Here is a 24,534-nt window from a genome sequence, read left to right on the forward strand (position 1 = left end):
TCAACACAACGGAACCATCAGCGTGACGCGCTGAACATTCCTCAACACAACAAAACCATCAGCGTGACGCGCTGAACGTTCCTTTAAATAACAAAATTCTCCACAAGTCTCCTTACAGTGTACCCTATTAACTATAGTAACCGTATGTAAACCTCGATTAGTAAGTAAACTTTAACAAATGTTAACTTTTTTAAAAACTTTTATACTCTTAAATTGCTATCGCTATGAAAGTTATCAAATCACTTTCTACAAATATTTAATATTAATTTTAAAAATTAGCTTATGAACAGTCCGTATTTAAACCGGTACCGTAATGGTGAATATCTACAATACATGAAAGATATTCTACAACTTGTAAACTTACAAGACGTTGATGCGTTAGCATTAACAAACCCCACTAACGAATTAACAACTATTGTTAATCGTATTGATGTTTTATACCAACAAGTGCAGGGAAGCACCCTAACACAAGAAATTATAACTCTTGACACTAGAAGGGATAAAGCTATTTCTGGAATTAAAATGATTTTAAATGGTTATGAGAACCATTTTAACGAAGCTATAGTAAGTGCCGCCAAAGCACTACTTGCTACTATAAATGCACATGGTACTAATATTATTCGCAAAAGTTACCAAGAACAAACCGCTATTTTAGATAGTATTTGTAAAGATTTTGAAACTGAACCTGAGCTTATTCAGGCTATTTCTTTGCTTGATATAGCTACTTGGGTTGCTGAATTAAAAAATGCCAATACCGAGTTTTCTGCCAAGTATATTGAGCGTGTAGGTGAAACAGCGGCTTCACCAGAAAACAATATTGAAGAGTTGCGTACTGAAGCTACGCTTATTTACAGAAAACTTGTATTACACATTGAAGCGCATACAACACTTTCTGAAAACGAAGCCTACCCAACCTTACTTAATGAGATTGATGTGTTGGCTAAGCAATATAATTTAGTAGTGGATAATAGGTCTAAATCTAGTACTCCAACTACCGAAGAAGTATAACATTAGAAGATTTCGTATTTCTTTTATAGCATACAAAAGGCTCCTGAATAATTCAGGAGCCTTTTAATGTATTGGTAATGCTATGTAAACCTTGTACATTTTGAGTAAAATTTGTCAATTCGAGTGAATTTTGCGGGTAAAAACCCGTAAAATTAGTATCGAGAATAAAATTTTACATCTTAGATTGTTGTTCTCGATACGATTTTCTATCGAAAATCACTCGAACAGACATTCTTTCGACAAAAAACTTCAAAAATGCACAACAAGTTATATAATTATAAAGTTACCGTTTTCCCTATACTATTTGAGTAGGTTTTGTTGGTAACAGTATCTACATAGTTCCAGTCAGTTTGTATACCTGCTGCTGTTACTGTAAGTTTCATATAGCCTCTTTGAGAGAAATTACTGTATTGTAAATCGTCTATTAACAAGCCTAAGGCGCCTTCTAATTCTGTTGCAGATGCTCCTAAGTAAGTTTCTAATCCTGGTGATGATACTGAACTTGTAGCTACCTCTACGGCTACTTTTTCTCCAGAATTATCTTTTAAATCGCTATACCACGCATTGTGAGTATCTCCTGCCAGCACTACTACATTTTTATTTTTAAAGCTTGCTAAAATGCGTTCTCTCTCCATAAAATAGCCATCCCAAGCATCTAAGTTATATGGCAATACGGTTTGTACTCTTGCTTTTTCTTCTGCTGTTAACGTAGGGTCGTTTTGTAAAACTCTTGTTTTAATAGTTACTAACTCTGTTATCGTCTTTTTAAATTGATTAAAAGTTGCTTCACTTGCCCCACCTGTTGCCGATGCTTCTGCCACTACTGTTGCTAACAGTGTTAGTAGTTCAGCAGGAATTAACATTTTTCCCATTAATACTTGCTGCCCTATTAGTTGCCATGTACTATTGCTTGCTGCTAACTCACTTTCTAACCATCCTAATTGGGTAGTTCCTAAAAGGGTGCGTTGCGGGTTTAACCATGCTTGCTGAAAAGCTGTTGCGTCAAACGCTCCTTTTTCATCATAATACGCTGAATATTCTAACTGCTTATCTCTACCAACAACACGCGTATCTAACATAATTAAATCTACCAAACTTCCAATTTTCAAGTTTCTGTAAATAATTGAATTATCTACCAAATTCGTCATGTTAGGTAAGTATTCGCTATACGCTTTTAAGGCACTTTGTTTTCTTGAAGTAAAACTACCTTCATTTTCTTGATGATTTTCCGCTCCGTCTTTATACGTATCGTTAGCTACCTCATGGTCATCCCAAACACAAATAAAAGGTTTGGTTCTGTGCAATTCTTTTAATTGCTCGTCTGAACGGTATTGGCGGTAGCGGATACGATAATCATCTAACGAAATAATTTCTCCTTTTGGTTCTGGTGTTCTAAACGAACCGTAAGTGTTCTCTCCATATTCATAGATATAATCTCCTAGATGGATTACAACATCTGCATCCGATTTTTTTATTTCTTCATATACGTTAAAGTAACCGTAGGCAAAGTTTGCACAAGATGCTACTGCTAGTTTTACTTCACTAATTGATTCGCTAAACGTTAAGGTTTCTCCTACTGGCGATGTTGCTTTATCATCAACACTTACAAAACGGTAGTATAGTTTTTGTCCTGCATCTAAGTCTTTAATTTCAATAGCTACGGTAAAATCTCTTGAAGCATCAGTAGTTATTTCTGCTTGACGAACAACGTCTTTAAAGTTTTTATCTTTTGCCAGTTGCCAAATTAAGGTTGCTGAAGCGTTTTGGGTGGTGTAACGAGTCCAAATAATAACTTGCGAGTTTGTAGGATCAAAACTAGCAACTCCTTGCTCAAAGTTTTTCTCTCCTAAATTATCTGGAATAGGTAATTCATCAATATCATCATCTTTGCAACTAATAAAGTTAGGGACTAAAAGTAGTCCTCCAGTTACTAATAATGAGTTTCTTAAAAAGTTTCTTCTTTTAATGTTAGTCTTCATACATAGGGGTCTTTTAATTTCCCTGCATAAGTACTATTTCAACGTTGCTTTAACGTTACCTAACCTTTACTAAATAAATGAAGTTACTACCAGCCACCTGTGGCTCCACCACCACCAAAGCCTCCGCCGCCGAAACCTCCGCCGAAGCCGCCTCCGCCTCCAAAACTTCCTCCTGACGATCCTCCACCGAAGCTTCCTCCGCCAAAACCGCCTCTACCAGCGTTGCTTAAAATAATGGTTTCTAAAATACCTCTTGCAATATCTGATTTTCTGTAGCCTCTTCCTCCTCCACGGTTTCCTTTACTTCCGCTTGAGATAATGATAAAAAATACTACCAGAATGATGATAAAGACAATAAAACTAAAGTCTGTTTTTTTAGATTGTTTTCTAGCCCCTTTGTATTCACCCCTCATTACTTTAAAAACAGCATCTACTCCACTATTTAACCCAGCATAATAGTCTCCTTGTTTAAAATAAGGAATAATGTCGTACTCTATAATTTGTCGAGAAACGTAATCGGTTAATAAGTGCTCGGTTCCATAACCTGTTCGGATGGTTATTTTATGATCGTCTTTTGCCAACAACATAAATACTCCGTTGTCTTCCTTTTCTTGTCCTATTCCCCATTCATGCGCCCAATTGGTAGCTAAATACCCTATTTCTTCTCCTTGTGTAGAGCTTATAATTGCTACTACTACTTGTGTTGAAGTGGTATCAGAATACTTAATTAGCTTATTTTCTAAGCTTGCTTTTTGACTGGGTGATAAAAGATTCACATAATCGTAAACACTTGTTTGCTCTTTAGGTGTTTCTGGAATTTCAAATCCTTGTGAAAAAAGAGTGTGTCCGCATAAAAATGCAATAAAAAAAAGAACAACTTTTACGTTTTGTAACTTGCTTGTTCTTTTATATAATGACGTTATATTCTTTATCATATTTCTTCCTTCTGTGAAGGTTTTAGCCTTTTGATATTTCGTTGCTTAGCTCATCTTCATCATCTGTAGTCCACGGAAAGTGAGCTTGTAATTCTTTTCCTGCTTTTAGCACACCATCTATAATTCCTTGTTTAAAATCTCCTTGTTTAAATTGGTTTTGGATGGCTTCTTTGGTTGTTTCCCAAAAGTTATCGGGAACCACGTTGTTAATACCTTCATCACCGTAAATTACAAATATATGATCGTCAACAGCGATGTACAACAACACACCGTTTCGTTGCTGGGTATTAAACATTTTAAGCATTTGAAATACTTCTAGTGCTCGGTCATAGTGAGAACCTTCCGTAGTTCTCTCTATATGTACACGAATTTCACCAGAAGTATTTCGTTCTGCTTCTCTAATAGCCTGAACGATTTCCTCTTCTTCTTTGGCTGTAAGAAAATCTTCTACTTTAGACATATATTTTTAGAATTTAAAATCTACATCAGGCGCATTCTCTGAACCTGCATCAGCCTTGTAACGTGCCATTTCAGTTAAGTTAAACATCCCCGCTAACAAGTTACCAGGAAACATTTTAATATGCTTGTTATACTTATTAACGCTTTCGTTATAACGGTCACGTGCTACATTAATTCTGTTTTCTGTTCCTTCTAACTGACTTTGTAATTCTAAGAAGTTTTTGTTTGCTTTGATATCTGGATAACGCTCTACAGATACTAATAACTTAGATAAAGCTCCGCTTAACCCTGTTTGTGCTTGTTGAAATTGTGCCATTTTATCTGGTGTTAAGTCACCAGCATTAATGTTTACAGAAGTTGCTTTTGCTCTTGCGTTGATTACCTCTGTTAACGTACTCTTTTCAAAATCGGCTGCTCCTTGTACCGTTTTTACCAAGTTACCAATTAAGTCGTTTCTTCGTTGGTAAGAGCTCTCTACATTAGACCATGTAGTTTTAGCATCTTCTTGGTATGTTACTGCGGTATTATAAAATCCTTTTGCCCATGAATAAATTCCAAATACTAGAACTCCTATAATAATTAAAGGCACTAACCATTTTTTCATAATCTTTGATTTTTTGTAATTATAATTGATTTTTGATTTTTATTAACTCTGCTTTTACAGTTTCTAATCTACTAATAATTTCCTGATTATTTAAGACTCCTGCTGGGTTTTTCTTTAGCTTTTGTTTTGCGCCGTCTAAAGTAAACCCTCTTTCTTTTACAAGGTTGTAAATAATTTTAAAGTTTTTTACGTCTTCTTGTGTAAACAACCGATCACCTTTAGCATTTTTTTTAGGATTGATGATTTCAAACTCTTTATCCCAAAACCTAATGAGTGAACTATTTACCCCAAAAGCTTTAGCGACTTCACCTATTCTATAATATCGTTTATCAGGTAAGTCTACATACATTTTTCACAGCTTGTTATGTGTTTAGTCATACGACTGACCTTTTTGTTGTGAAGCTTTTTGCATGGCTGCAAATTCTTCTGGAGTTAAATCTCCGTAATAATAGTAAATAGGATTTACAGGTCTACCGTTTTTATGTACTTCGTAATGTAAGTGTGGTGCTGCAGAACGTCCTGTGTTTCCAACATACCCTATTAAATCACCACGCTTTATTTTCTGCCCTCTCTTTGCTATAATTTTACTCATGTGAGCATAAATGGTTTGGTATCCGTATCCATGATTTATATAAACCACTTTACCAAAAGTAGAACTTCTATGTGCTTTTTTAACAATACCGTTTCCTGATGCAAAGATTGGCGTGCCTGTTGGTGCGGTAAAATCCATTCCATTATGCATACGCCACGACTTTAATATAGGGTGTAAACGCATTCCATACCCCGATGCCATTCTTTTTAAATCTTGATTTTTTACAGGCTGAATAGCTGGTATAGAAGCCAACATTTTTTCTTTTTCTTTGGCTAATTCAACAATCTCATCCAACGATTTTGATTGTACTACCATTTGCTTTGATAAAATATCTAGCTCTTTGGTTACCTTTTTTACCATAGAGCTGTTATCAAAACCATCTAAATGTTTATATCTATTTACACCTCCAAAACCTGCTTTTCGTTGCTCTTCTGGTATTGGACTTGCCTCAAAATATGTTCTATAAATATTATTATCTCTTTTTTGTAAATCAGTTAAGATTTCAGCGCTTTCTTCCATCTTTTTTGAAAGCAACTCATAATGTAATTTTAAGTTTTCTAATTCTCTTTTTTGAGCGCGCTCTTTTGGAGACATTAAAAACTGACTAAAACCTATAAAACCAAAAAAAGCAATCAATAAAAAACTAAGTATTCCAAAAAAAGTTTTTTTATACTTTTCACTTCTCCTAACCTCTATCTTTCTATACGATAAAGTGTCTGGGTCATAATAATATTTTACTTTTGCCATAATCCTAAATGTACTATTTTTGTGCTTTTTAAATGAAGCATCCTAAGGGGATGTACAATTTGAAAACCCACAAATTTACAAAATCTTTTAAAACTTCTTTTTACAAGCAGTTTTTTAAATATATTTTAACAAAATACAGATACCCAGAGTTGTATGAAATCTCAAGATATTAGAGCTAAATTTTTAGATTATTTTAAATCAAAACAACACGAAATAGTTCCTTCAGCACCTATGGTGTTAAAGAACGACCCTACTTTAATGTTTACCAACGCTGGTATGGTGCCATTTAAGGAGTTTTTCTTAGGAAACTCTACTCCTAAAAATGGCAGAATTTCTGATAGTCAAAAGTGTTTACGTGTTTCTGGTAAACACAACGATTTGGAAGAGGTTGGTTACGATACTTACCACCACACCATGTTTGAGATGCTAGGTAACTGGAGTTTTGGTGATTATTTTAAGAAAGAAGCTATTGCTTGGGCTTGGGAATTGCTGACTGAGGTTTATAAAGTAGATAAAGATATTTTGTACGTAACTGTGTTTGAAGGTGATGAAAGTGATGGTACAAAAATGGATCAAGAAGCATACGATATTTGGAAACAGTACATTGCTGAAGAGCGTATTTTAATGGGGAACAAAAAAGATAACTTTTGGGAAATGGGTGAACAAGGTCCTTGTGGTCCGTGTTCCGAAATTCATGTTGATATTCGTTCTGCTGAAGAAAAAGCTAACGTTGATGGAAAATCGTTAGTGAATGAAGACCATCCTCAAGTTGTAGAGATTTGGAACTTAGTTTTTATGCAATACAACCGTAAAGCTAATGGTTCTTTGGTAGATCTTCCTGCAAAACATATTGATACTGGTATGGGGTTTGAGCGTTTATGTATGGTTTTACAAGGGGTTCAATCTAATTACGATACTGATGTATTTACTCCTTTAATTCGTGAAGTTGAAACAATTACTGGATCTAAATACGGTAAAGATGAAAAAATTGATATTGCTATTCGTGTGATTGCTGACCATGTTCGTGCGGTTGCATTTGCCATTGCCGATGGTCAATTACCAAGTAATAACGGTGCAGGTTATGTAATTCGTAGAATTTTACGTCGTGCTATTCGTTATGGATTTACTTTCTTAAACCAGAAAGAGCCTTTTATTTATAAATTGGTAGAAACTCTAGCCCACCAAATGGGTGATGCTTTTCCTGAAATTAAAAAACAAAGTAACTTAGTACATAATGTTATAAAAGAAGAGGAAAGTTCTTTCTTACGTACCCTAGACCAAGGATTATTATTATTAGACCAAATTATTACGACAACTAATGGTAAAGTTGTTTCTGGTAAACGTGCTTTTGAACTATATGACACCTATGGATTTCCTTTAGATTTAACACAGTTAATTGCTCGTGAAAAAGGATATGAAATCAATGAAGAAGAGTTTAATGCTGGAATGAAAGCTCAAAAAGAGCGTTCTCGTGCTGCTTCTGCTAGCGAAACTGGCGATTGGGTTGTTTTAATTGAAGATGATGTAGAAGAGTTTATTGGCTACGATATGTTGGCTGCCAACGTAAAACTAACTCGTTACAGAAAAGTTACCACGAAAAAAGATGGAGACCAATATCAACTGGTATTTAACATGACTCCTTTTTATCCTGAAGGTGGTGGACAAGTTGGTGATAAAGGACATATAGAGTCTCCAAATGGGGATGTTATTCACGTATTAGACACTAAGAAAGAGAATAATGTAATTATTCATTACACCAAACACCTACCTAACAATTTACACGAGACCTTCAAAGCAATTGTTAGTAATGATTTTAGAAAATTAGCAGCAAGTAACCACTCTGCAACACATTTATTGCACCAAGCTTTACGCACTATATTAGGTGAGCATGTGGAGCAAAAAGGTTCTTTAGTTAGTCCAGAACATTTACGTTTTGATTTTTCTCACTTTTCTAAAGTAGACAAAGATCAATTAGAAGCTGTTGAGGAATTTGTGAACGCTCGTATTCGTGAAAACCTTCCGTTACAAGAGCAAAGAAATATACCAATGCAACAAGCTATTGACGAAGGTGCCGTAGCTTTATTTGGTGAAAAGTATGGTGATAGTGTTCGTACCATCCGTTTTGGACAATCAATGGAATTATGTGGTGGAACACATGTACAACAAACAGGTGATATTTGGTATTTTAAAATAAAATCGGAAGGTGCTGTTGCTGCTGGAATCAGAAGAATTGAAGCGATTACGAATGTAGCTGTTGGTGATTACTTTGAAGGCGTTGAGCGTAACTACGATGCGGTAAAACAATTATTAAAAAACCCTAAAGATGTTGCTAAATCGGTAAATAGCTTACAAGATGAAAATGCTGCTTTAAAAAAGCAAGTTGAGCAACTATTAAAAGATAAAGCTAAAAACATGAAAGGTGAACTTAAAAACCAGTTACAAGAAGTAAATGGGGTTCAGTTTTTAGCAACTAAAGTAGATTTAGATCCTAATAGCATTAAAAATTTATTATTTGAGTTAGGAGGAGAAGTTAACAATTTATTTGTGGTATTTGCTACTGCTCCTTCTGCTGAAAAGGCTATGTTAACTTGTTATATTTCTAAAGACTTAGCTAACGAAAAAGGATACGATGCTGGAAAGGTTGTTAGAGAATTAGGAAAACTAATCCACGGTGGTGGTGGTGGACAAAACTTCTTTGCTACTGCAGGAGGTAAAAACCCTGGAGGAATTCCAAAAGCATTAGAAAGAGCAAAAGACTATATTGCTTAATACATACAAAAAAGGTTCAGAAAATTCTGAACCTTTTTTTATTGTAATGCTTTTTTATAGGTACTTATCGCTCGTTCTCTCGCAAATTTGTGTTCTACCATTGGTTTCGGATAGGTTAACTCATCAAAGTCTTTTACCCATTTTTTAACATAGTGTAAATTTTTATCAAACTTTTTTAACTGAGATTCTGGGTTAAACACTCTAAAATACGGAGCTGCATCGCAACCTGTACCTGCTGCCCATTGCCAATTCCCATTGTTTGCCGACAAATCATAATCTAACAATTTTTCGGCAAAGTATGCTTCTCCCCAACGCCAATCAATTAATAAATGCTTGCATAAAAACCCTGCGGTTATCATTCGTACTCTGTTGTGCATGTATCCTGTTTTGTTTAGCTCTCGCATACCTGCATCTACCATCGGATACCCAGTTTTACCTTCACACCATTTTTTAAATTCTTCTTCGTTGTTCCTCCAAGGAACTGCATCGTACTTTTGTTTGAAGTTCTGGGTAACTACTTTTGGAAAGTGATATAAAATCTGCATAAAAAACTCACGCCAAATCAGTTCACTTAAAAAAGTTTGGTTAGTTTTTAAAGCAAAACGAACCATTTTTCGAGTACTTACCAACCCAAAACGTAAATAAGGTGACAAATACGAAGTTTTATCTTCAGCAGGAAAATCCCTCACCTCATCATACAAATCCAAATTAGATAAGTTGTATGGTTTTACTTTAATTGTACTTTCTTCAAAACCTATGGAAGCTAATGATGGAAATTCAGATGAAAAATGATAAAAGTTAGCAAAGTCGATCGTAAAATCTTGCGTATCTTTCTTTTCGGAGAAGTTTTGCAACCACTTGTTTTTATAAGGTGTGAAAACTGTATATGGAGTTCCATCGTTTTTTAAAACTTCGTTCTCTTCAAAAATTACTTGATCTTTAAAAGCATTAAATCTTATTCCTTTTGATGCTAAAAAGTCAGCTACTTCTTTATCTCTTTTAATTGCATAAGGCTCGTAATCTTTGTTGGTATAAACTGCTTCAATTCTATACTCTTTGGCTAGTTCTTTCCAAATTGCTAAAGGTTTTCCTTTTTTAAGGATAAGAGATGATTGATGGGTTTTTAACTCCTCATTGAGTTTTTCTAGCGTTTCATAAATAAGCGTTACACGCGCATCATTTTTAGCTAGACTTTCTAAAATATCTTCATCAAAAATAAATAACGGAATTATCTTATTTCCTGATTGCAGTGCTTCATACAAACCTTTATTATCTTCTAAACGTAAATCTCGACGAAACCAAAAAATCGATACTTTATCTTCCATTAAATAATTTTTCTAACGTACTATAACGGTGTTTAAAAATTCCTTTTAACTGCCTTTTTATAAAGATTGATTGGGCGATATGCCCTAAAAAACCAAAAGGTATTTTGTATGAAATTTTGTCTTTCATTAACGTTTTTCCTTCTGACAACCCTTCAAACCAATGTTCGTGATGCCACATGCTATAAGGACCAAATCGCTGTTCATCTATAAAAAATTGTTGTTCTTTTACTTGTGTAATTTCAGTAACCCAACTAGACTTAATACCTGGTAAAATTCCTACTTTGTAGGTAATTATTTGTCCTGCATAGGCTTTTTTATCAACCTCTGAAGTAATTTGAAACCCCATGTGTGAAGGGGTTATTTTTTGCAAATTTCCTGGAGCACTGAAAAATTTCCATGCTTGCTTCAACGGAACGTTTAAAATCTGCTCTGTTGATAAAGTATAAATTCCTGAATGTTTTTTGAAATGAATCATTATAACAGTTTGGTGATTTTCTTACTCATTGGCTTGGTTATTGAATAAAAAACATCAACTAACCTTCCTTCTTCATCTACCAAATATTTTTGAAAATTCCATTTTACCGAAGAACTCATTTTTCCGTTTTTCTCTTTTTGTGTTAGCCATTGGTATAACGGATGTTGATTTTCTCCTTTAACCTCAATTTTTTCTGTCATAGGAAAACCTATTCCATAGGTTACACTACAAAACGATTGAATTTCTTTTATTGTTCCTGGTTCTTGGCCTCCAAATTGATTACATGGCAATCCTACAATTACTAATTTATCCTTATGTTTTGTGTATAGTTCTTGTAAACCTTCATACTGATTTGTAAAACCACATTTTGAAGCTACGTTTACAAATAATATTTTCTTCCCTTTGAATTGATGAAGATCTAGGTTATCTCCATTAATACCTTCAATTTTTATATCGTATAACGATTCTTTAGGCTCCACGGTTTGTGCTTTGCCTGAAAAACTAAATAATGCCATGATTAAAAATATTTTTACTGTGTTCATTTTATTGAATTGCTATTTTTATGATTTCTAACGAAAAATCTTCGTCTTTTTTATTTCCTATTAAAATTGCTACTTCTTTTATTTGGTTAGCAGAAAAATTACCAAAGTTTAACTTTCTACCTCTAAAAGCAGGATAAAACCCTGTTAGTGGTAATATAATTTCTTGTTCTTGTGTATTTGTTCTAAATACTTGTACATAAGAGTAACGCTGAGACTCATTTGATTTTAATCGTAGTTGATACTGTTTTCCATCTCCTTTTACTCTTAATATAATCTTTGAGTGTTGTTTGTTTAAATTTATGTCTGTTGGCATTCTCGTCATAGCAAATCCACCATTATTTTCAGTAGAAACTCTTCCTGAAAAAGCTAAACGTCCTTTCTCATTAATTTTTACAGAAGAGCTAGAAATACCTCCCATTACAGTATCGTTAACGATATACCATCTTTGAGCGTTATTATCTTTATCAAAAAATATAATTTCATCATTCAAAAACATAAGAAAACTTAGAATTAAAAGCCATTTCATTCTTTACTTTTTTAAATTTTTACACTTACAATTCCTGCATCTATAGGAATTATTTGCCCAGTAATTGCTGATGCTTCGTCAGACAATAAATAAGCGGCTAAACTTGCCACTTCTTCTGCTTTTAAATATTTTTTTAACGGATGTCTGTCCTGCATACTCTCTTGTTGCTTTTCATTTCGCAACAAACGAGCTGCCAAAGGTGTATCTGTTACCGTAGGAGCAATTGCATTGAATCTAACTTTAGTCGCATATTCTGCCGCTAGTGATTTTGTAAGTCCTTCTATTGCCGATTTACTTGTTGCAATGCTTGCATGAAAAGGCATTCCTAAAAACGAAGCTACAGTGCTAAACAACACTACACTTCCATTATTTTGAGCCAGCGAGCTTTCATAAGTTTTCAATGTTTTAATTGCTCCAAGAACGTTGATATCTAAATCGGATTGAAAGTCTTCTAATTTTAATCTTGAAAAGGATTTTAGATTGATACTACCAGGACAATAAACTAATCCGTGAACTTCTTCTAATTCTGGAAGTTCATCTTTGGTAACATCACATGTGTAATGTTTTATATTTTCATGAGTTTCTGGTACTGTTCTACTAATGTTTATAATGGTGTATGAGTCTTTTAACTTATTAACAATAGCTTTTCCTATACCGCTACTCCCTCCTACTACTACAATTGTTTTCATAATTACGCTTTTACCAAATGATTAATCATTCCTTTAAATACAAATGCGTGAAAAGGTAAAACAGCATACCAATACATTCTTCCCCAAATTCCTTTAGGTCTAAAAACTGCTCTTTGATATAATTTGTCTTTTACTATTTTAAACTCTAACCATGCTTCTCCAGGTAATTTCATTTCAGCAAATAAAATCAACCGCTTATTCTTTTTATCTGCCAATAACACTCTCCAAAAATCGAGTGGGTCTCCTGGCTCTAATTCTGCTGGGTGCCTTCTTCCTCTTCTTAAACCTACACCTCCAAAAAATTTATCTACATATCCTCTTATCTTCCAAAGAAAATTGAATTTATACCATCCTGTTTCTCCTCCTATACTCCAAATTTTATGTAGTGTCTCTGTTTCATTTTGCACTTCTCTAACTCTAATGTCTTTAAAACATCCGTATTGAGGTATTTGAATATGTTTTGCTAATTGGTCATGAAAAACACCACTACTCATAGCATCTTTCCAACTAGAAATTACTTCGTTTTGTTCTATTTTTTGAAAAGCTAATGCTACCGCTTCTTTATAGGTTATTGGCGCTACATTAAGTAACGTATTAATAGCACTTGGTTTTGCTATTACTTCAACCTTCATACTATCCACTAGGGCTTGCGCCAGGTTAAAAGAGGTTGATGTTACAAAATATAACCAATAAGAAGACAGCTTTGGTGTTAAAACTGGGAGTGTGTAAATATATCTTTTAAAACCTCTTACCTCAGCAAACTGTAATAACATTTCTTTATAGGTTAATATTTCAGGACCGCAGATATCAAAAGATTTATTATTGGTTTCTTTAACCTGTAAACTATTTTCTAAAAAAGCTAATACGTCTCTAACCGCAATAGGTTGTGTTTTTGTTTTTAGCCATTTAGGAGTTACCATTACTGGAAGTTTTTCTACAATATCTCTTATAATTTCAAAAGAAGCACTTCCGCTTCCTACAATAATTCCTGCTCTAAAGGTTGTTAATGCATAACTGTTTGATTGTAGCTTTTTTTCTACTTCGTATCTTGACTGCAAATGTTTAGATAATGAATTATCATTTACAATTCCGCTTAAGTATACAACTTGTTTACAGTTGGTAGGCTCTATCAAACTTTTAAAGTTCTCTGCACAGGTTAACTCTAAGTTTTCAAAGTTTTCTGATGTTGTAGCCATCGAATGTATTAAATAATACGCTGCATTGATATCTTTTGGAAAACTTGTGTTTTCTGTATTTAAAAAATCTACTTTTATAAAAGTAATATTCGAATTATTTTCAAACTCATCTGGTATTCTATCTAAATCACGGACACAACAAACCAATTGGTGATTGCTTTCTAGCAACCTTACAATTAACCGTTTTCCTATATAACCTGTTGTGCCTGTAACTAAAATTTTCATTTCTTTGGTCTTTGATATGATAATCTTGTATAGTTTTCTGCAACCACATAAGTATCTAATCCATTAATGGCTGCTATTTTTTCTTCGGATAGATTTAAAAAACCATCTTCTGAAAGCATATTGTCTTTAAAAAATAAATCAGTTACTTCTCCCAGAACTAAAATAGTTCCGTTAGCTTTAATATGATATTCTTCTAAGAACTTCATTCCTATTTGTAAAGGGGATTCTGCTACAAATGGAGCGTGAAAGTTACTTTTAAATTCTTCTGATAGTCTTGTTTTATCAAATTCAGAAATTTCCGAAGGATATTTAGCCGAGGTATGATGCGCTTCTTCAATTATTGCTTCATTAATAGCATTGATTGTATAATATCCTGTTTCTTTTATATTGTTATACGTATTCCTAACAACGGTTGTAGGACGTAATACAAACCCTAAAATTGCTGGGCTTGAACCATAATGCACTACCGAACTAAAAACTGCAACATTGGTTATGTTGTCGTTAGATTTTGTTGCAATAAGGTTTGCTGGTTTATAACCAGAAATGCTATTCATCAAATTTATTTTATACAAATGAGAAAACTCGTCTATTTGTTGACGTGTGATGTGCATTATATCGTGTTAAAATTATTGATTTTTACCTTATTTGCTTTTAAGTCATGCATTAAGTTATACAAACCAAAAAATGTTCGGTTGATATAAATAAAGTGTTTTGAACCTCTATTTCCATTCATCTTTTTAAGCTCGGTACTTTTAGCATATTTCTGACCTAAATCTGCTATCTTCCCGAAGAACTCCTCGTCTGAAAAATCAAATTCTTCTTGCTGAAAAGGTTGTGTAAAAAGCGATAACATTTCATAAAACAATGCTTTAAAAAATGTAATTTCTTCAGGCGTATCGTCTTTTCTTAAGATTTCTAATTCATAGAGTTTACTTTCAAAAAAAGCTGGATTATCTATATTATCTCTTTTCGCTAGTTCGAAATAAGGCACATAAAAACTTTCAGGAACTTCTTTCATACATCCAAAATCTATAACAATCAATTCATTTGATTTGGATACTAAAAAATTCCCTGGATGCGGATCTGCATGTACTTTTTTTAGCTTGTGCATTTGATACATGTAAAAGTCCCACAAAGCTTGTCCTAGTTTATTTGCAACGTCTTCAGTTTGTTCTTCTTTAGTAAATTCTGACAGGTGTACTCCATACATCCAATCCATTGTTAAAATTCTATCTGATGACAAGTCTGGATAGTATTTTGGGAATTTTAAGTTTGGAATATGTTTACAGGCATCAGCGATTTCATTACTCTGTGCAAGTTCTAATTCGTAATTAGTTTCTTCCAAAAGCTTTTCTTCAACTTCTTTAAAGTACTCATCTGAACCTTCTCCCTTAATGTTAAACATTTTCATCGCAATAGGTTTAACCATTGCCAAATCTGTCGAAATACTATCAGCAACTCCAGGATATTGAATTTTTACAGCTAGTTCTTTTCCATCTTTTGTAGCTTTATGAACTTGTCCTATGCTTGCTGCATTTACAGATTCTGCTACAAACGTATCAAAAACTTCATCCGGTGTTTTGTTGAAGTTTTTTTTAAACGTTTTGGTTACTAAAGGCCCCGACAATGGCGGAACCGAAAACTGTGATAATGAAAACTTTTCTACATAAGCATTGGGTAAAATATTTTTTTCCATACTTAACATTTGTGCTACTTTTAATGCGGACCCTTTTAGTTCTTTTAATCCATCGTAAATATCAGTAGCATTATCTTCGTTGAGCTGTTTTTTTGCTTCCTCTTCTGATTTGGTGATTTTATTTCCGTAGTATTTAGCATAATTTACACCAACTTTTACTCCTGTTGAAACTAACTTCGTAGCTCGTTCTATTTTTGACGTAGGTATTTTGTTTAAGGTTTTCATGTCATTGGTGATTTTTCTTTCCACAAAAATTTCGCTAAATCAATCACACTTTTTACAGGTCCTATTTGTTGAATATCAAAACTAGCCTTTACTGACTTCTCTATAAAAAGATCTGTTTTTTCAAAATTAAGAGATTCGTCATCAATCCAAAATTTTAAGATCATTAGTAACTGCATCCAATATCCTTCTGTAACAGTTTTATCTTGAATTTTATTTACTTTTTCATTTTTAAAGTCAATTTTTTCAAGATCTAATCCGTTTACAAAATCAATAAATTCTACTCGCAACTCTTTCAATATAGATAATCTTGAAAAGTCGGTTTTCATTTCCTTGAATTGCAACAATACGTACGATCTGTTAGCTGTTAACAGTTCAAAAAAAGTAAAGTAAAAACTTAATAGTTTATCTTTTGATGAATAGTCTTTGTATGCTTCTGTTTTATGCAATAAGTGAATAGTTTCTTTTGCAAAAACTCCGAAAATAGCTTTTTCTAAACTTTCAAAACTTGAAAAATGTTTGTAAAAGTCTGCCTCTTCAAAGTTGTTTTCTTGCGCGAAAGAAAATATGGAGTTTGGTTTACCTGCTGATAGTACAGCGTTCATATACCATTCTATTATTTTTTCTTGAGTTATATTCTTTTTTTTTGCCATGATTTAATTGTTTAATACAATGTATGCGTTGAGACTAGTTGCAATCGTCATCCATATTAAATACGGAAGAATAAATAGTGTATACCATTTTACTTTTTTTACATACTCAAAAGTGAAATAACCTACGAGTATCCACAATAAAGCGATTACTACTAAACCTAGTTTTGTTAAATGTTGATTAAAGAAAATATAGTTCCAACTTACGTTTAAAATCCATTGGTCTATATATAAAATGAGTACTTTTTTGTTTAAAAATTCATGTTGAAAACTCACTTTAGTCATATATACAGAAAACAATACCATAATGGTTGTCCATGCTGCTCCAAAAACCCAACCTGCCGGTGTCCATGGAGCTTTGTTTAAAGATAAGTACCAATCTGTTCTTGGCCCTTCGTTCATTAACCAAGCTCCAATAGCTAAAGCTGAAAAATTAGCTATTAGGAATATTAAAAATCGTATGTATTTATTTTCTTTCAAGTTTTTTTCTTTTTAAAGAATTGAAGATTAATTGTACTGAAAACAACATTGTAAATGCATAAAAAATGTCTTCAAAGGGTATGGTGAAAATTCTAAATCCTAAGTTTTCTGAGTTGTTATACCAAACAACTGGTTCTTCTATAAAACTTCCTGTTAAAATTCCGTTGACGATTAAAAAAGGAACTAATATTACCAAGAAGCTTGGATAATATTCTTGTAACGTATTCAAATGATATTTTAACGCATAAGCCAACAGCAATAGGAATAGCATAAAGTTAACTGTTGTATACCACTTTCCGAAGTTAAAAACCAATAATAAACTCACTAAAACTATGAGTAAAAAGCTTATGATTACTGTCATTGACTTTGACATTTTAAACTTTGGAAATAAAAATTTTAATGCTTCATGTGTAAATAAACATGCATAAGGTATACAAAAGAAGAACATCCATTCTTCTATTGGCATGTGCAGTAATTTTAAGGATAAATAGTAATCAGGGTTAAAGCCCCACACTCCTATTTGCGTAAACCAACTGTCCCAAATCAAAAAAAACAAGGCAACTAACAAAATACTAAGCGCTGCTTGTTTGAAATATTGTATAAAGTGTAGTTTTTTTTCAAAAACACTATACAATAGCGGAATACTTAAACTGCCTAGGTTTAATATTAGATATAAATACTGACTCACTGTCTTTTATTAAAATATTTAAAGGGTACAAACAACATTCCGAAACATTCTCCGTCGTGTTTTCCCATATGTTTGTGATGAATTTTATGTGCTTTTCGTAATCCTTTTAAGTATTGGTTATGTGTTTTGTCAAACCACTTAAATCTTCTATGAATTAACACATCATGTACCAAGAAATAAGCAATACCATACAACAGAATACCTAATCCTATAAAAAACAAAAAATTTAACTCTGGTCGAATTCCGAAGTAAAATAATAAGATACTAGGAATTGCAAAGACCACGAAAAAAGCATCGTTTTTTTCAAAAACATGTGGATATCCTGATTGATGGTGGTCTTCATGTAAATACCAACCAAAACCGTGCATCACATATTTATGTGTGCACCAAGTAACACCTTCCATAACAATAAACGTTAGTATAGTTACTGCTATATATATTGTTATATTCATAATGATGTATTGTTAATTATATATGTGTGTAAATAACTTACACTGTCTTTTTTTTGAAGCACCTCTTTTAAAAACTGCTTGTCTTTTTTAATAGAAGATGTATATCCTAAAATACCTGGTGTATTTTCTTGTATTACTAATCTTATATACCTTAGATGGATATTGTTAGGGTTCTTTAAAATTAATTCTTCTAATTTGTTTTTATTAGTGTTAAAAACTTTTAGTTTACTCCAAGGCATTGTTTTATATTTTGCCTGCTTCATTTCAAGAGAAATTACATACCCCTGAATACTTACTTCTTTACTGTTTTTATATTTTTTTATGTAAGATAACTCTGCTTCTTTAGTAGTTAATTCATGGTATTCTATAACAAAATTAGGTGCATTATTGAAGCCTATAATCGACATAAAGAACAGCACTCCTAAGATACCACTTTTTATCATAGAAAGTTTAATTTATACCTTACATAACTTCTTGCTAGAAGATTAATTTTCATCGGGTTTGAAATTCGAATTCTTGTATCCATGATTTTTGTTGAAGGTGTATTTTTTAGCTTTTTTAATAGTTTTTTGTAATATCTGTATGCCATATACACCCCAAATTTTGCTTCAACAGGCAACTTTAAAATTCCGTTTTTGTAAGCAATATCAAAATCATCTTCTATTTCTTTAATAATTGTATTTTTTCCTTCTGTACTTAAATCCCCAAAATTGATATTTGGAAAGTAAGACCTATTCAATTCGTTAAAATCTTCTTTTAAGTCTCTTAAAAAATTTACTTTTTGAAACGCTGACCCTAAACGCATTGCAGGCTCTTTTAGTTCCTCATATTTTTGCTGATTCCCATTTACAAAAACCTTTAAACACATTAACCCAACAACATCAGCAGAACCATAGATATATTTATTATACTCTTCTGTAGTTGTATATACTGTTTTGTACAAATCTGCTTTCATACTTTTTAAAAAAGCCTGAACCTGCTCATCAGAAATTTTGTACTTATTTACAGTGTGTATAAACGAATTTAAAATAGGGTTTAAACTAATTCCTCTATTCTTAGATTCGTAATAATCTCTTTCAAACTTTAATAATAATTGTTTCTTATCGTACTGATGAAAAGAATCAACTATTTCATCCGCAAAGCGTACAAAACCATAAATATTATAAATATCTGTACGTATTTTTGGTGATAACATCTTCGTGGCTAACGAAAATGAAGTGCTGTATTTTTGAGTTACTAACTTACTACATGCATAAGAAACCTCATCAAATAATTGTTTCATCTTTGTACGTTTTTAAAATTAAATCTGAAGCTATTTTTCCTGAAATTAAAGACGGAGGAACTCCTGGTCCTGGCACCGTTAATTGTCCTGTAAAAAATAAACTCTTTACTTTTTTACTCTTTATCTTTGGTCTTAAAAATGCTGTTTGTGTTAAAATATTGGCTAACCCATAAGCATTTCCTTTGTACGAATTATACTCTTTCACAAAATCATTAACACAAAAACTTTCTTTAAACAATACATGTTCTTTTACTGATTGCCCTGTTAACTTTTCTAACCTCTCTATTATAACATCAAAATAGTGTTCTCTCAACTCTCGTGTATCTTCTAAACCTGGAGCTAACGGAATTAAAAAAGTGGCTGCTTCTTTTCCATTTGGCGCAAAAGAACCATCTGTAATAGAGGGAAAGCTCGCATAAAATAATGGTTCTTTTGGCCAACTAGGAACATCATATATTGTTTTTGCATGCACATCAAAATCTGTATCAAAAAACAGTGTATGATGACATACATTTTTTAATCTCTTATCAAACCCTACATAAAAGAGTAATGATGAAGGTGCAAATGTTTTTTTATCCCAATAACTTTCTGAATACTGTCTTAGATATTTAGGCAGTAAAGTTTCTGTATGATGATAATCTGCTCCACTTAACACTATATCAGATTCCATTAATTTTCCATCAACCACAACCCCAATCGCTTCTCCTTTATCATTTACTACAATTTCTTCAACATTTGCATTGGTTTGAAACTCTACTCCTAAGCTAGTAGCTAGAGTTGTCATAGCCTCAACAACTTTGTACATTCCTCCTTTTGGATGCCATGTACCTAAGCCAAAATCGGCATAATTCATAAAATTATAAAAAGCAGGTGTATTACTAGGTTTTGCTCCTAAAAACAATACTGGGAACTCTAAAATTTGAATTAGCTTTTTACTCTTAATTTTCTTTCTTACTTCATGTCTGATAGTAGAAAAAAACTGAAATATTTTTCCCATAGTAACAGGAGTCACCAGCTCTAGAGGAGAAATTCCTGGTTTATAAACTAAGTCGTTTATAGAAACATCATAATTATATTTTGCTGATTTTAGAAAAGACTTCAGGTGTTTTGAACTTCCTTTTTCTTCTTTTTCAAAAACCTCATAAATCTCATCTAATGTTCCTGGAATTATAATTGAATCTTTTTTTTCAAAGTACACTTCATAAGCAGGACTTAACCTTTCTAACTCGTAGTAATCTGAAGGCAGCTTTCCAAAGTCTGCAAAAAACTTTTCAAAAACATCTGGCATCCAATACCATGTAGGACCAATATCAAAAGTAAAACCGTTTTTTAACAATTGTCTCGCTCTACCTCCAATTGTAGCATTTTTTTCCACTACTACTACTTCATATCCAGCCTTAGCTAAATAACATGAAGCTGATAAAGATGAGAATCCTGAACCTATTATGTATACTTTTTTTTTCAAATTATTTCTTATAAATATAATTAAATTAACTATAAACGAGAAATATTTCTCGTTTATAGTCAACAACTTAACACCTTAACTAAGGCAAAAGAACACTATCTACTACATGAATTACCCCATTCGTTCCTTGTACATCGGTCAATGAAATTACAACAGACTGTCCTGAACTTGTATCTAATTTTGCTCCACTTGATAAATCAACTGTAACCACATTACCATCAAACATTGTGATTTCTTGATTATCACTTAATTCGTCTGACTGCACATTCCCTCCTGCAAATACATGATATTTTAAAACCGCTTCTATGGTTCCTATCGGAATATCTGCTAACGAATTCCAAGAATCGTTACTATCTAACAATGCTTGAAATGCTGCATTTGTCGGAGCAAATATTGTATATGGTCCTTCTTGACTTAATAAAGAAACAAAGTCAGAAGTATGACGATCATCTGTCAAAGCTGCAACCAAAGAAGTAAAACCACTGTTATTTAATGCTAAAGTCACTACATTAGCTGGCAACATTACTTTATCTATTGTATGTATAACCCCATTTGAAGCCATAATATCTGTTGCTATTGGTTTTGAATCTCCATTAAATTCTACAGCTCCATCAACTTCCACTTGCAATGACAACATCTCATCGTTTGGACCTGTAGACAACGTATTTACATACGTATTGGATAAATCAGCTGCTTTTACTTCTCCACTTATCACATGAAATAACAACACTGATTTTAATGTTTCTACCGGAATATCATATAAAGAACTCCATGAGTCATTACTATCTAACAACACTTGAAACGCTGCGTTTGTAGGCGCAAAAACCGTAAAAGATCCTTCGGCTTGTAAAGCGGATACTAAATCAGCCTTTTGTAAAGCAGAAACAAGAATACTTAAGTTGGAATCTGCAACTGCCACATCAACTATGGTTTTGGGCTTTTCTACCACTGGATCGTCATCATCACTACACGATGTTAACAAACCAAAACTTAAAAACAGCCCCAAAAAAAACACAGAAGTTAAATTTTTTACTTTCATAATTATACACTTTAAAATTAATGCTTACTCTTTTTATTTTTATAGTCTATTTTTCAGCCTCGATAGACTTTGTTTATTTTTAAACAAAAAACATTAAACAAAATAAGTTTTACTAAAAAAATATGTCTTGAAAATCAAAACATTAGTCAAAATTACATTTTCTGTTTAACAAAAACAAATAAAAAATAAACAAAATAAAATAATTCAAAAAAAATTAGAATTTATTTAGGAATACTTTTAACGAAGAATACACTGTTATTTTCGCTTTAAAATCAACATTATCAACTGCCATAGCTTTATTCCCTATTGCTATCAATTCGTGATTTGTATTTTCAAGCACCTCCTCAATTTCTGAAAAATATTCCTCTACCTTATCATCATACGGTTGAACAGTCATAGAAGTAATGAAACAGACCTTCTCTTTACTTTTAAAAAAACAATCTAAGTTATCTAAAGGTAAGCTTTGTCCTAAATAAATTGTATTATACCCTCTTAATATGAGCTCGTAATTCAAATACATCAACCCTAGTTCATGAATTTCATTTTCAGGCAAAAACAACACATAGCTCACTTCTGAATTACTATTAGAATACTCTAATTTCTCTATATTAATTTGAATTTTCTGCACTATTAAGTTAGAAATAAAGTGCTCATGAGCAGGCAACAATGTATCTGTTTGCCACAACAGACCTATATGATTTAAAAAAGGCACAAAAACATCCTTAAAGATCTCTCTAAACGTTTTTCTTTTAAGCAATCTATTATAAGCATTGTTAAATAATGTTTTATCAAATTGAAACATTGCTAACTTAAAAGAATTTATTGCTTCATCATTTACAGCCATTTTAAAAGCTAGCTCTCTAGCTTTTAAAACAACTGTATCATCAGACATTTCTGCTATTTTAGAAATCTTAATATTGTTTTTATTCAACAGTACAACATTTAGCAATTTTTGTAAATTCTCTGAAGAATAATAACGAATATTGGTATCCGTTCTCTCTGGCGATAACAAATTATAGCGTTTTTCCCAAATTCGTATCGTATGAGCTTTTATTCCTGAAATATTTTCAAGGTCTTTAATCGTGAATGTCGATTTAATATTGTTCAATTTATTTTAAATTCTTTTGAACAAAGATACAAATTTTAACGAATTACAAATCTACATCACTTCTTATGAAGATTTTATACTTATTTTTGATTGTTCTTTTTCTTAAAATTTATGAATCTTCAAACGCAAATACCACTTAATAAACAAAAGCATAATCAAATTAATTATCAGTCAAAACTACTTTTGCTTGGTTCTTGTTTTTCTGAAAATATTGGTAACATACTGAACTATTATAAGCTTCAATCAAAACAAAATCCTTTTGGTATTTTATTCCACCCTAAAGCAATTGAAAACTTAATTACAAAAACATTGAACAAAGAAGAATATACTGACAAAGATGTTTTTTTTCACAATGAACGCTGGCATTCTTTTGAAGCACACTCTAGCTTAAGTACTTCTGACAAGGATGAGTTATTAAACAACTTAAACTCATTAATCCAACAAACTTTTCAGCAACTAAGAAACGCCACACATCTTATTATCACTTTAGGTACTGCTTGGGTTTATCGAGAAATTACTTCAGATATTTTAGTTGCCAATTGTCATAAAATTCCGCAAAAAAAATTTTCAAAAGAATTATTAACTGTTGAAGAAATCTCAGAGAGTATGAAAGCTATTAATTCTTTAGTTAAGTCAATAAATAAAAATATTACTATTATTTACACAGTATCACCTGTACGACATTTAAAAGATGGCTTTATAGAAAATCAACGTAGTAAAGCACATTTAGTTTCTGCCATACACCAAGTAGTAGCCCCTAGAAACAATTTTTATTATTTTCCTTCGTATGAGATTATGATGGATGAATTACGTGACTATCGTTTTTACAATGAAGATATGATTCACCCAAACAAAACTGCTATAAATTATATCTGGAGAAAGTTTAAAGAGGTTTGGATTGCAGAAAAGTCTAACCAAACTATGCAAGAAGTTGAAACTATTCAAAGAGGCTTAAATCATAAGCCTTTTAATCCTAATTCTGAAGCACATCAGTTATTTTTAAAAAAGCTGCAACAAAAAAAGGAAACACTTTTACAAGCATTTCCTTTTATAAATTTTTAATCTTTACGTATTTACTTTACTAAAAATTGATCTACATTTTGCCAAGGACCTCCATTAATTATATCTACTCCATGACTTTGCAAAAACTCAGTTGCTTGTCCGCTTCTACCACCACTTCTACATACTGCAATTACTGGTTTGTTCCACGATTTAATTTCCTCTACATTTGTAGGAATTGTAGCTAACACGATATGCTTAGCTCCTTCGCTATGCCCTTCATTCCATTCTGCTAAAGTTCTCACATCTAACACAACCGCTCCTTTAGCTAAATATTCCTGTATTTCGTTACTCATATTTTTCTTTCTAAATAAATTAAATA

27 protein-coding genes are annotated in these 24,534 nt (G+C 32.4%); 3 read left to right on the top strand and 24 right to left on the bottom strand.

All coding sequences use genetic code 11. The features are described from left to right. Positions 1 to 282 precede the first annotated feature (282 nt). Positions 283 to 1,008: a DUF6261 family protein gene (locus MK851_RS09545; protein ID WP_303507864.1), complete on the top strand. Its 726-nt coding sequence runs from the start codon at positions 283 to 285 to the stop codon at positions 1,006 to 1,008. Positions 1,009 to 1,283: 275 nt separating this feature from the next. On the opposite strand, the gene MK851_RS09550 is transcribed toward MK851_RS09545, so the two are convergent. The 6 genes from MK851_RS09550 to MK851_RS09575 form a co-directional block, all read right to left on the bottom strand. Beyond that, positions 1,284 to 2,987: an alkaline phosphatase D family protein gene (locus MK851_RS09550; protein ID WP_320243462.1), complete on the bottom strand. Its 1,704-nt coding sequence runs from the start codon at positions 2,985 to 2,987 to the stop codon at positions 1,284 to 1,286. Between the two features lie 86 nt (positions 2,988 to 3,073). After that, on the bottom strand, positions 3,074 to 3,922 hold the full coding sequence (locus tag MK851_RS09555; protein WP_320243464.1) for a TPM domain-containing protein: 849 nt from the start codon (positions 3,920 to 3,922) through the stop codon (positions 3,074 to 3,076). Between the two features lie 22 nt (positions 3,923 to 3,944). Beyond that, positions 3,945 to 4,382, bottom strand: coding sequence for a TPM domain-containing protein (locus MK851_RS09560; RefSeq protein ID WP_303507867.1), 438 nt, complete (start codon positions 4,380 to 4,382; stop codon positions 3,945 to 3,947). A gap of 6 nt (positions 4,383 to 4,388) precedes the next feature. Continuing rightward, positions 4,389 to 4,985 (bottom strand): LemA family protein, encoded by a 597-nt coding sequence (locus tag MK851_RS09565; protein ID WP_320243466.1) that lies wholly within the window; start codon positions 4,983 to 4,985, stop codon positions 4,389 to 4,391. A gap of 19 nt (positions 4,986 to 5,004) precedes the next feature. Further along, entirely contained in the window at positions 5,005 to 5,334 is a 330-nt protein-coding gene (locus tag MK851_RS09570; protein WP_115900005.1) for a MerR family transcriptional regulator, read from the bottom strand. A 21-nt stretch (positions 5,335 to 5,355) separates the two neighbouring features. After that, positions 5,356 to 6,324 carry a M23 family metallopeptidase gene (locus tag MK851_RS09575; protein ID WP_303507869.1) on the bottom strand — a complete coding sequence of 323 codons (969 nt, stop codon included), beginning with the start codon at positions 6,322 to 6,324 and terminating at the stop codon, positions 5,356 to 5,358. Between the two features lie 153 nt (positions 6,325 to 6,477). Here MK851_RS09575 and alaS point away from each other — a divergent pair, with 153 nt between their 5' ends. Further along, the gene (gene alaS, locus MK851_RS09580; RefSeq protein WP_320243469.1) at positions 6,478 to 9,093 is read left to right on the top strand and encodes an alanine--tRNA ligase; all 2,616 of its coding nucleotides are present in this window, start codon (positions 6,478 to 6,480) and stop codon (positions 9,091 to 9,093) included. A gap of 38 nt (positions 9,094 to 9,131) precedes the next feature. Here the strand turns inward: alaS and MK851_RS09585 are convergent, their stop codons facing one another. The 17 genes from MK851_RS09585 to MK851_RS09665 form a co-directional block, all read right to left on the bottom strand. Continuing rightward, positions 9,132 to 10,418 carry a deoxyribodipyrimidine photo-lyase gene (locus tag MK851_RS09585; protein WP_320243471.1) on the bottom strand — a complete coding sequence of 429 codons (1,287 nt, stop codon included), beginning with the start codon at positions 10,416 to 10,418 and terminating at the stop codon, positions 9,132 to 9,134. Next, positions 10,408 to 10,893 carry an SRPBCC family protein gene (locus tag MK851_RS09590; protein WP_303507872.1) on the bottom strand — a complete coding sequence of 162 codons (486 nt, stop codon included), beginning with the start codon at positions 10,891 to 10,893 and terminating at the stop codon, positions 10,408 to 10,410. The genes MK851_RS09585 and MK851_RS09590 overlap by 11 nt, the downstream gene beginning before the upstream one ends. Continuing rightward, positions 10,893 to 11,435, bottom strand: coding sequence for a glutathione peroxidase (locus MK851_RS09595; protein ID WP_408034051.1), 543 nt, complete (start codon positions 11,433 to 11,435; stop codon positions 10,893 to 10,895). The genes MK851_RS09590 and MK851_RS09595 overlap by 1 nt, the downstream gene beginning before the upstream one ends. 1 nt (position 11,436) lies before the next feature. Continuing rightward, positions 11,437 to 11,961, bottom strand: coding sequence for a CIA30 family protein (locus tag MK851_RS09600; protein ID WP_320243474.1), 525 nt, complete (start codon positions 11,959 to 11,961; stop codon positions 11,437 to 11,439). An 11-nt stretch (positions 11,962 to 11,972) separates the two neighbouring features. Further along, positions 11,973 to 12,650 carry an SDR family oxidoreductase gene (locus tag MK851_RS09605; protein WP_320243476.1) on the bottom strand — a complete coding sequence of 226 codons (678 nt, stop codon included), beginning with the start codon at positions 12,648 to 12,650 and terminating at the stop codon, positions 11,973 to 11,975. A gap of 2 nt (positions 12,651 to 12,652) precedes the next feature. Next, positions 12,653 to 14,071 (bottom strand): SDR family oxidoreductase, encoded by a 1,419-nt coding sequence (locus MK851_RS09610; protein WP_320243479.1) that lies wholly within the window; start codon positions 14,069 to 14,071, stop codon positions 12,653 to 12,655. Beyond that, on the bottom strand, positions 14,068 to 14,682 hold the full coding sequence (locus tag MK851_RS09615; protein ID WP_320243481.1) for a flavin reductase family protein: 615 nt from the start codon (positions 14,680 to 14,682) through the stop codon (positions 14,068 to 14,070). Before MK851_RS09615 ends, MK851_RS09610 begins: the two co-directional genes overlap by 4 nt. Next, entirely contained in the window at positions 14,682 to 15,992 is a 1,311-nt protein-coding gene (locus tag MK851_RS09620) for an ABC1 kinase family protein (RefSeq protein ID WP_303507877.1), read from the bottom strand. The genes MK851_RS09615 and MK851_RS09620 overlap by 1 nt, the downstream gene beginning before the upstream one ends. Beyond that, positions 15,989 to 16,642: a TetR family transcriptional regulator C-terminal domain-containing protein gene (locus MK851_RS09625; protein ID WP_303507878.1), complete on the bottom strand. Its 654-nt coding sequence runs from the start codon at positions 16,640 to 16,642 to the stop codon at positions 15,989 to 15,991. Before MK851_RS09625 ends, MK851_RS09620 begins: the two co-directional genes overlap by 4 nt. A 3-nt stretch (positions 16,643 to 16,645) precedes the next feature. Further along, complete coding sequence (locus MK851_RS09630) at positions 16,646 to 17,119, bottom strand: TspO/MBR family protein (protein ID WP_303507879.1); 474 nt, start codon at positions 17,117 to 17,119, stop codon at positions 16,646 to 16,648. Next, positions 17,106 to 17,807: a lycopene cyclase domain-containing protein gene (locus tag MK851_RS09635; RefSeq protein WP_303507880.1), complete on the bottom strand. Its 702-nt coding sequence runs from the start codon at positions 17,805 to 17,807 to the stop codon at positions 17,106 to 17,108. The genes MK851_RS09630 and MK851_RS09635 overlap by 14 nt, the downstream gene beginning before the upstream one ends. Then, a complete protein-coding gene (locus MK851_RS09640) occupies positions 17,804 to 18,259 on the bottom strand; it encodes a sterol desaturase family protein (RefSeq protein ID WP_320243484.1) in 456 nt (151 codons plus the stop codon). The genes MK851_RS09635 and MK851_RS09640 overlap by 4 nt, the downstream gene beginning before the upstream one ends. After that, positions 18,256 to 18,702, bottom strand: coding sequence for a hypothetical protein (locus MK851_RS09645; protein ID WP_320243486.1), 447 nt, complete (start codon positions 18,700 to 18,702; stop codon positions 18,256 to 18,258). The genes MK851_RS09640 and MK851_RS09645 overlap by 4 nt, the downstream gene beginning before the upstream one ends. After that, the gene (locus MK851_RS09650; RefSeq protein ID WP_303507883.1) at positions 18,699 to 19,541 is read right to left on the bottom strand and encodes a phytoene/squalene synthase family protein; all 843 of its coding nucleotides are present in this window, start codon (positions 19,539 to 19,541) and stop codon (positions 18,699 to 18,701) included. The genes MK851_RS09645 and MK851_RS09650 overlap by 4 nt, the downstream gene beginning before the upstream one ends. Further along, positions 19,525 to 21,006 (bottom strand): phytoene desaturase family protein, encoded by a 1,482-nt coding sequence (locus tag MK851_RS09655; RefSeq protein WP_320243488.1) that lies wholly within the window; start codon positions 21,004 to 21,006, stop codon positions 19,525 to 19,527. The genes MK851_RS09650 and MK851_RS09655 overlap by 17 nt, the downstream gene beginning before the upstream one ends. A 79-nt stretch (positions 21,007 to 21,085) precedes the next feature. Continuing rightward, complete coding sequence (locus MK851_RS09660) at positions 21,086 to 22,045, bottom strand: fasciclin domain-containing protein (RefSeq protein WP_320243491.1); 960 nt, start codon at positions 22,043 to 22,045, stop codon at positions 21,086 to 21,088. Between the two features lie 214 nt (positions 22,046 to 22,259). Continuing rightward, the gene (locus MK851_RS09665) at positions 22,260 to 23,153 is read right to left on the bottom strand and encodes a MerR family transcriptional regulator (protein WP_320243493.1); all 894 of its coding nucleotides are present in this window, start codon (positions 23,151 to 23,153) and stop codon (positions 22,260 to 22,262) included. Positions 23,154 to 23,264: 111 nt separating this feature from the next. Here MK851_RS09665 and MK851_RS09670 point away from each other — a divergent pair, with 111 nt between their 5' ends. Further along, positions 23,265 to 24,215 (top strand): GSCFA domain-containing protein, encoded by a 951-nt coding sequence (locus MK851_RS09670; protein WP_320243495.1) that lies wholly within the window; start codon positions 23,265 to 23,267, stop codon positions 24,213 to 24,215. Positions 24,216 to 24,226: 11 nt separating this feature from the next. Here MK851_RS09670 and MK851_RS09675 read toward each other — a convergent pair whose 3' ends face one another. Further along, complete coding sequence (locus MK851_RS09675) at positions 24,227 to 24,508, bottom strand: rhodanese-like domain-containing protein (RefSeq protein WP_320243497.1); 282 nt, start codon at positions 24,506 to 24,508, stop codon at positions 24,227 to 24,229. Positions 24,509 to 24,534: the final 26 nt, after the last annotated feature.

Origin of the sequence: Tenacibaculum sp. 1B UA (assembly GCF_033978845.1) — a bacterium.
Lineage (GTDB): Bacteria > Bacteroidota > Bacteroidia > Flavobacteriales > Flavobacteriaceae > Polaribacter.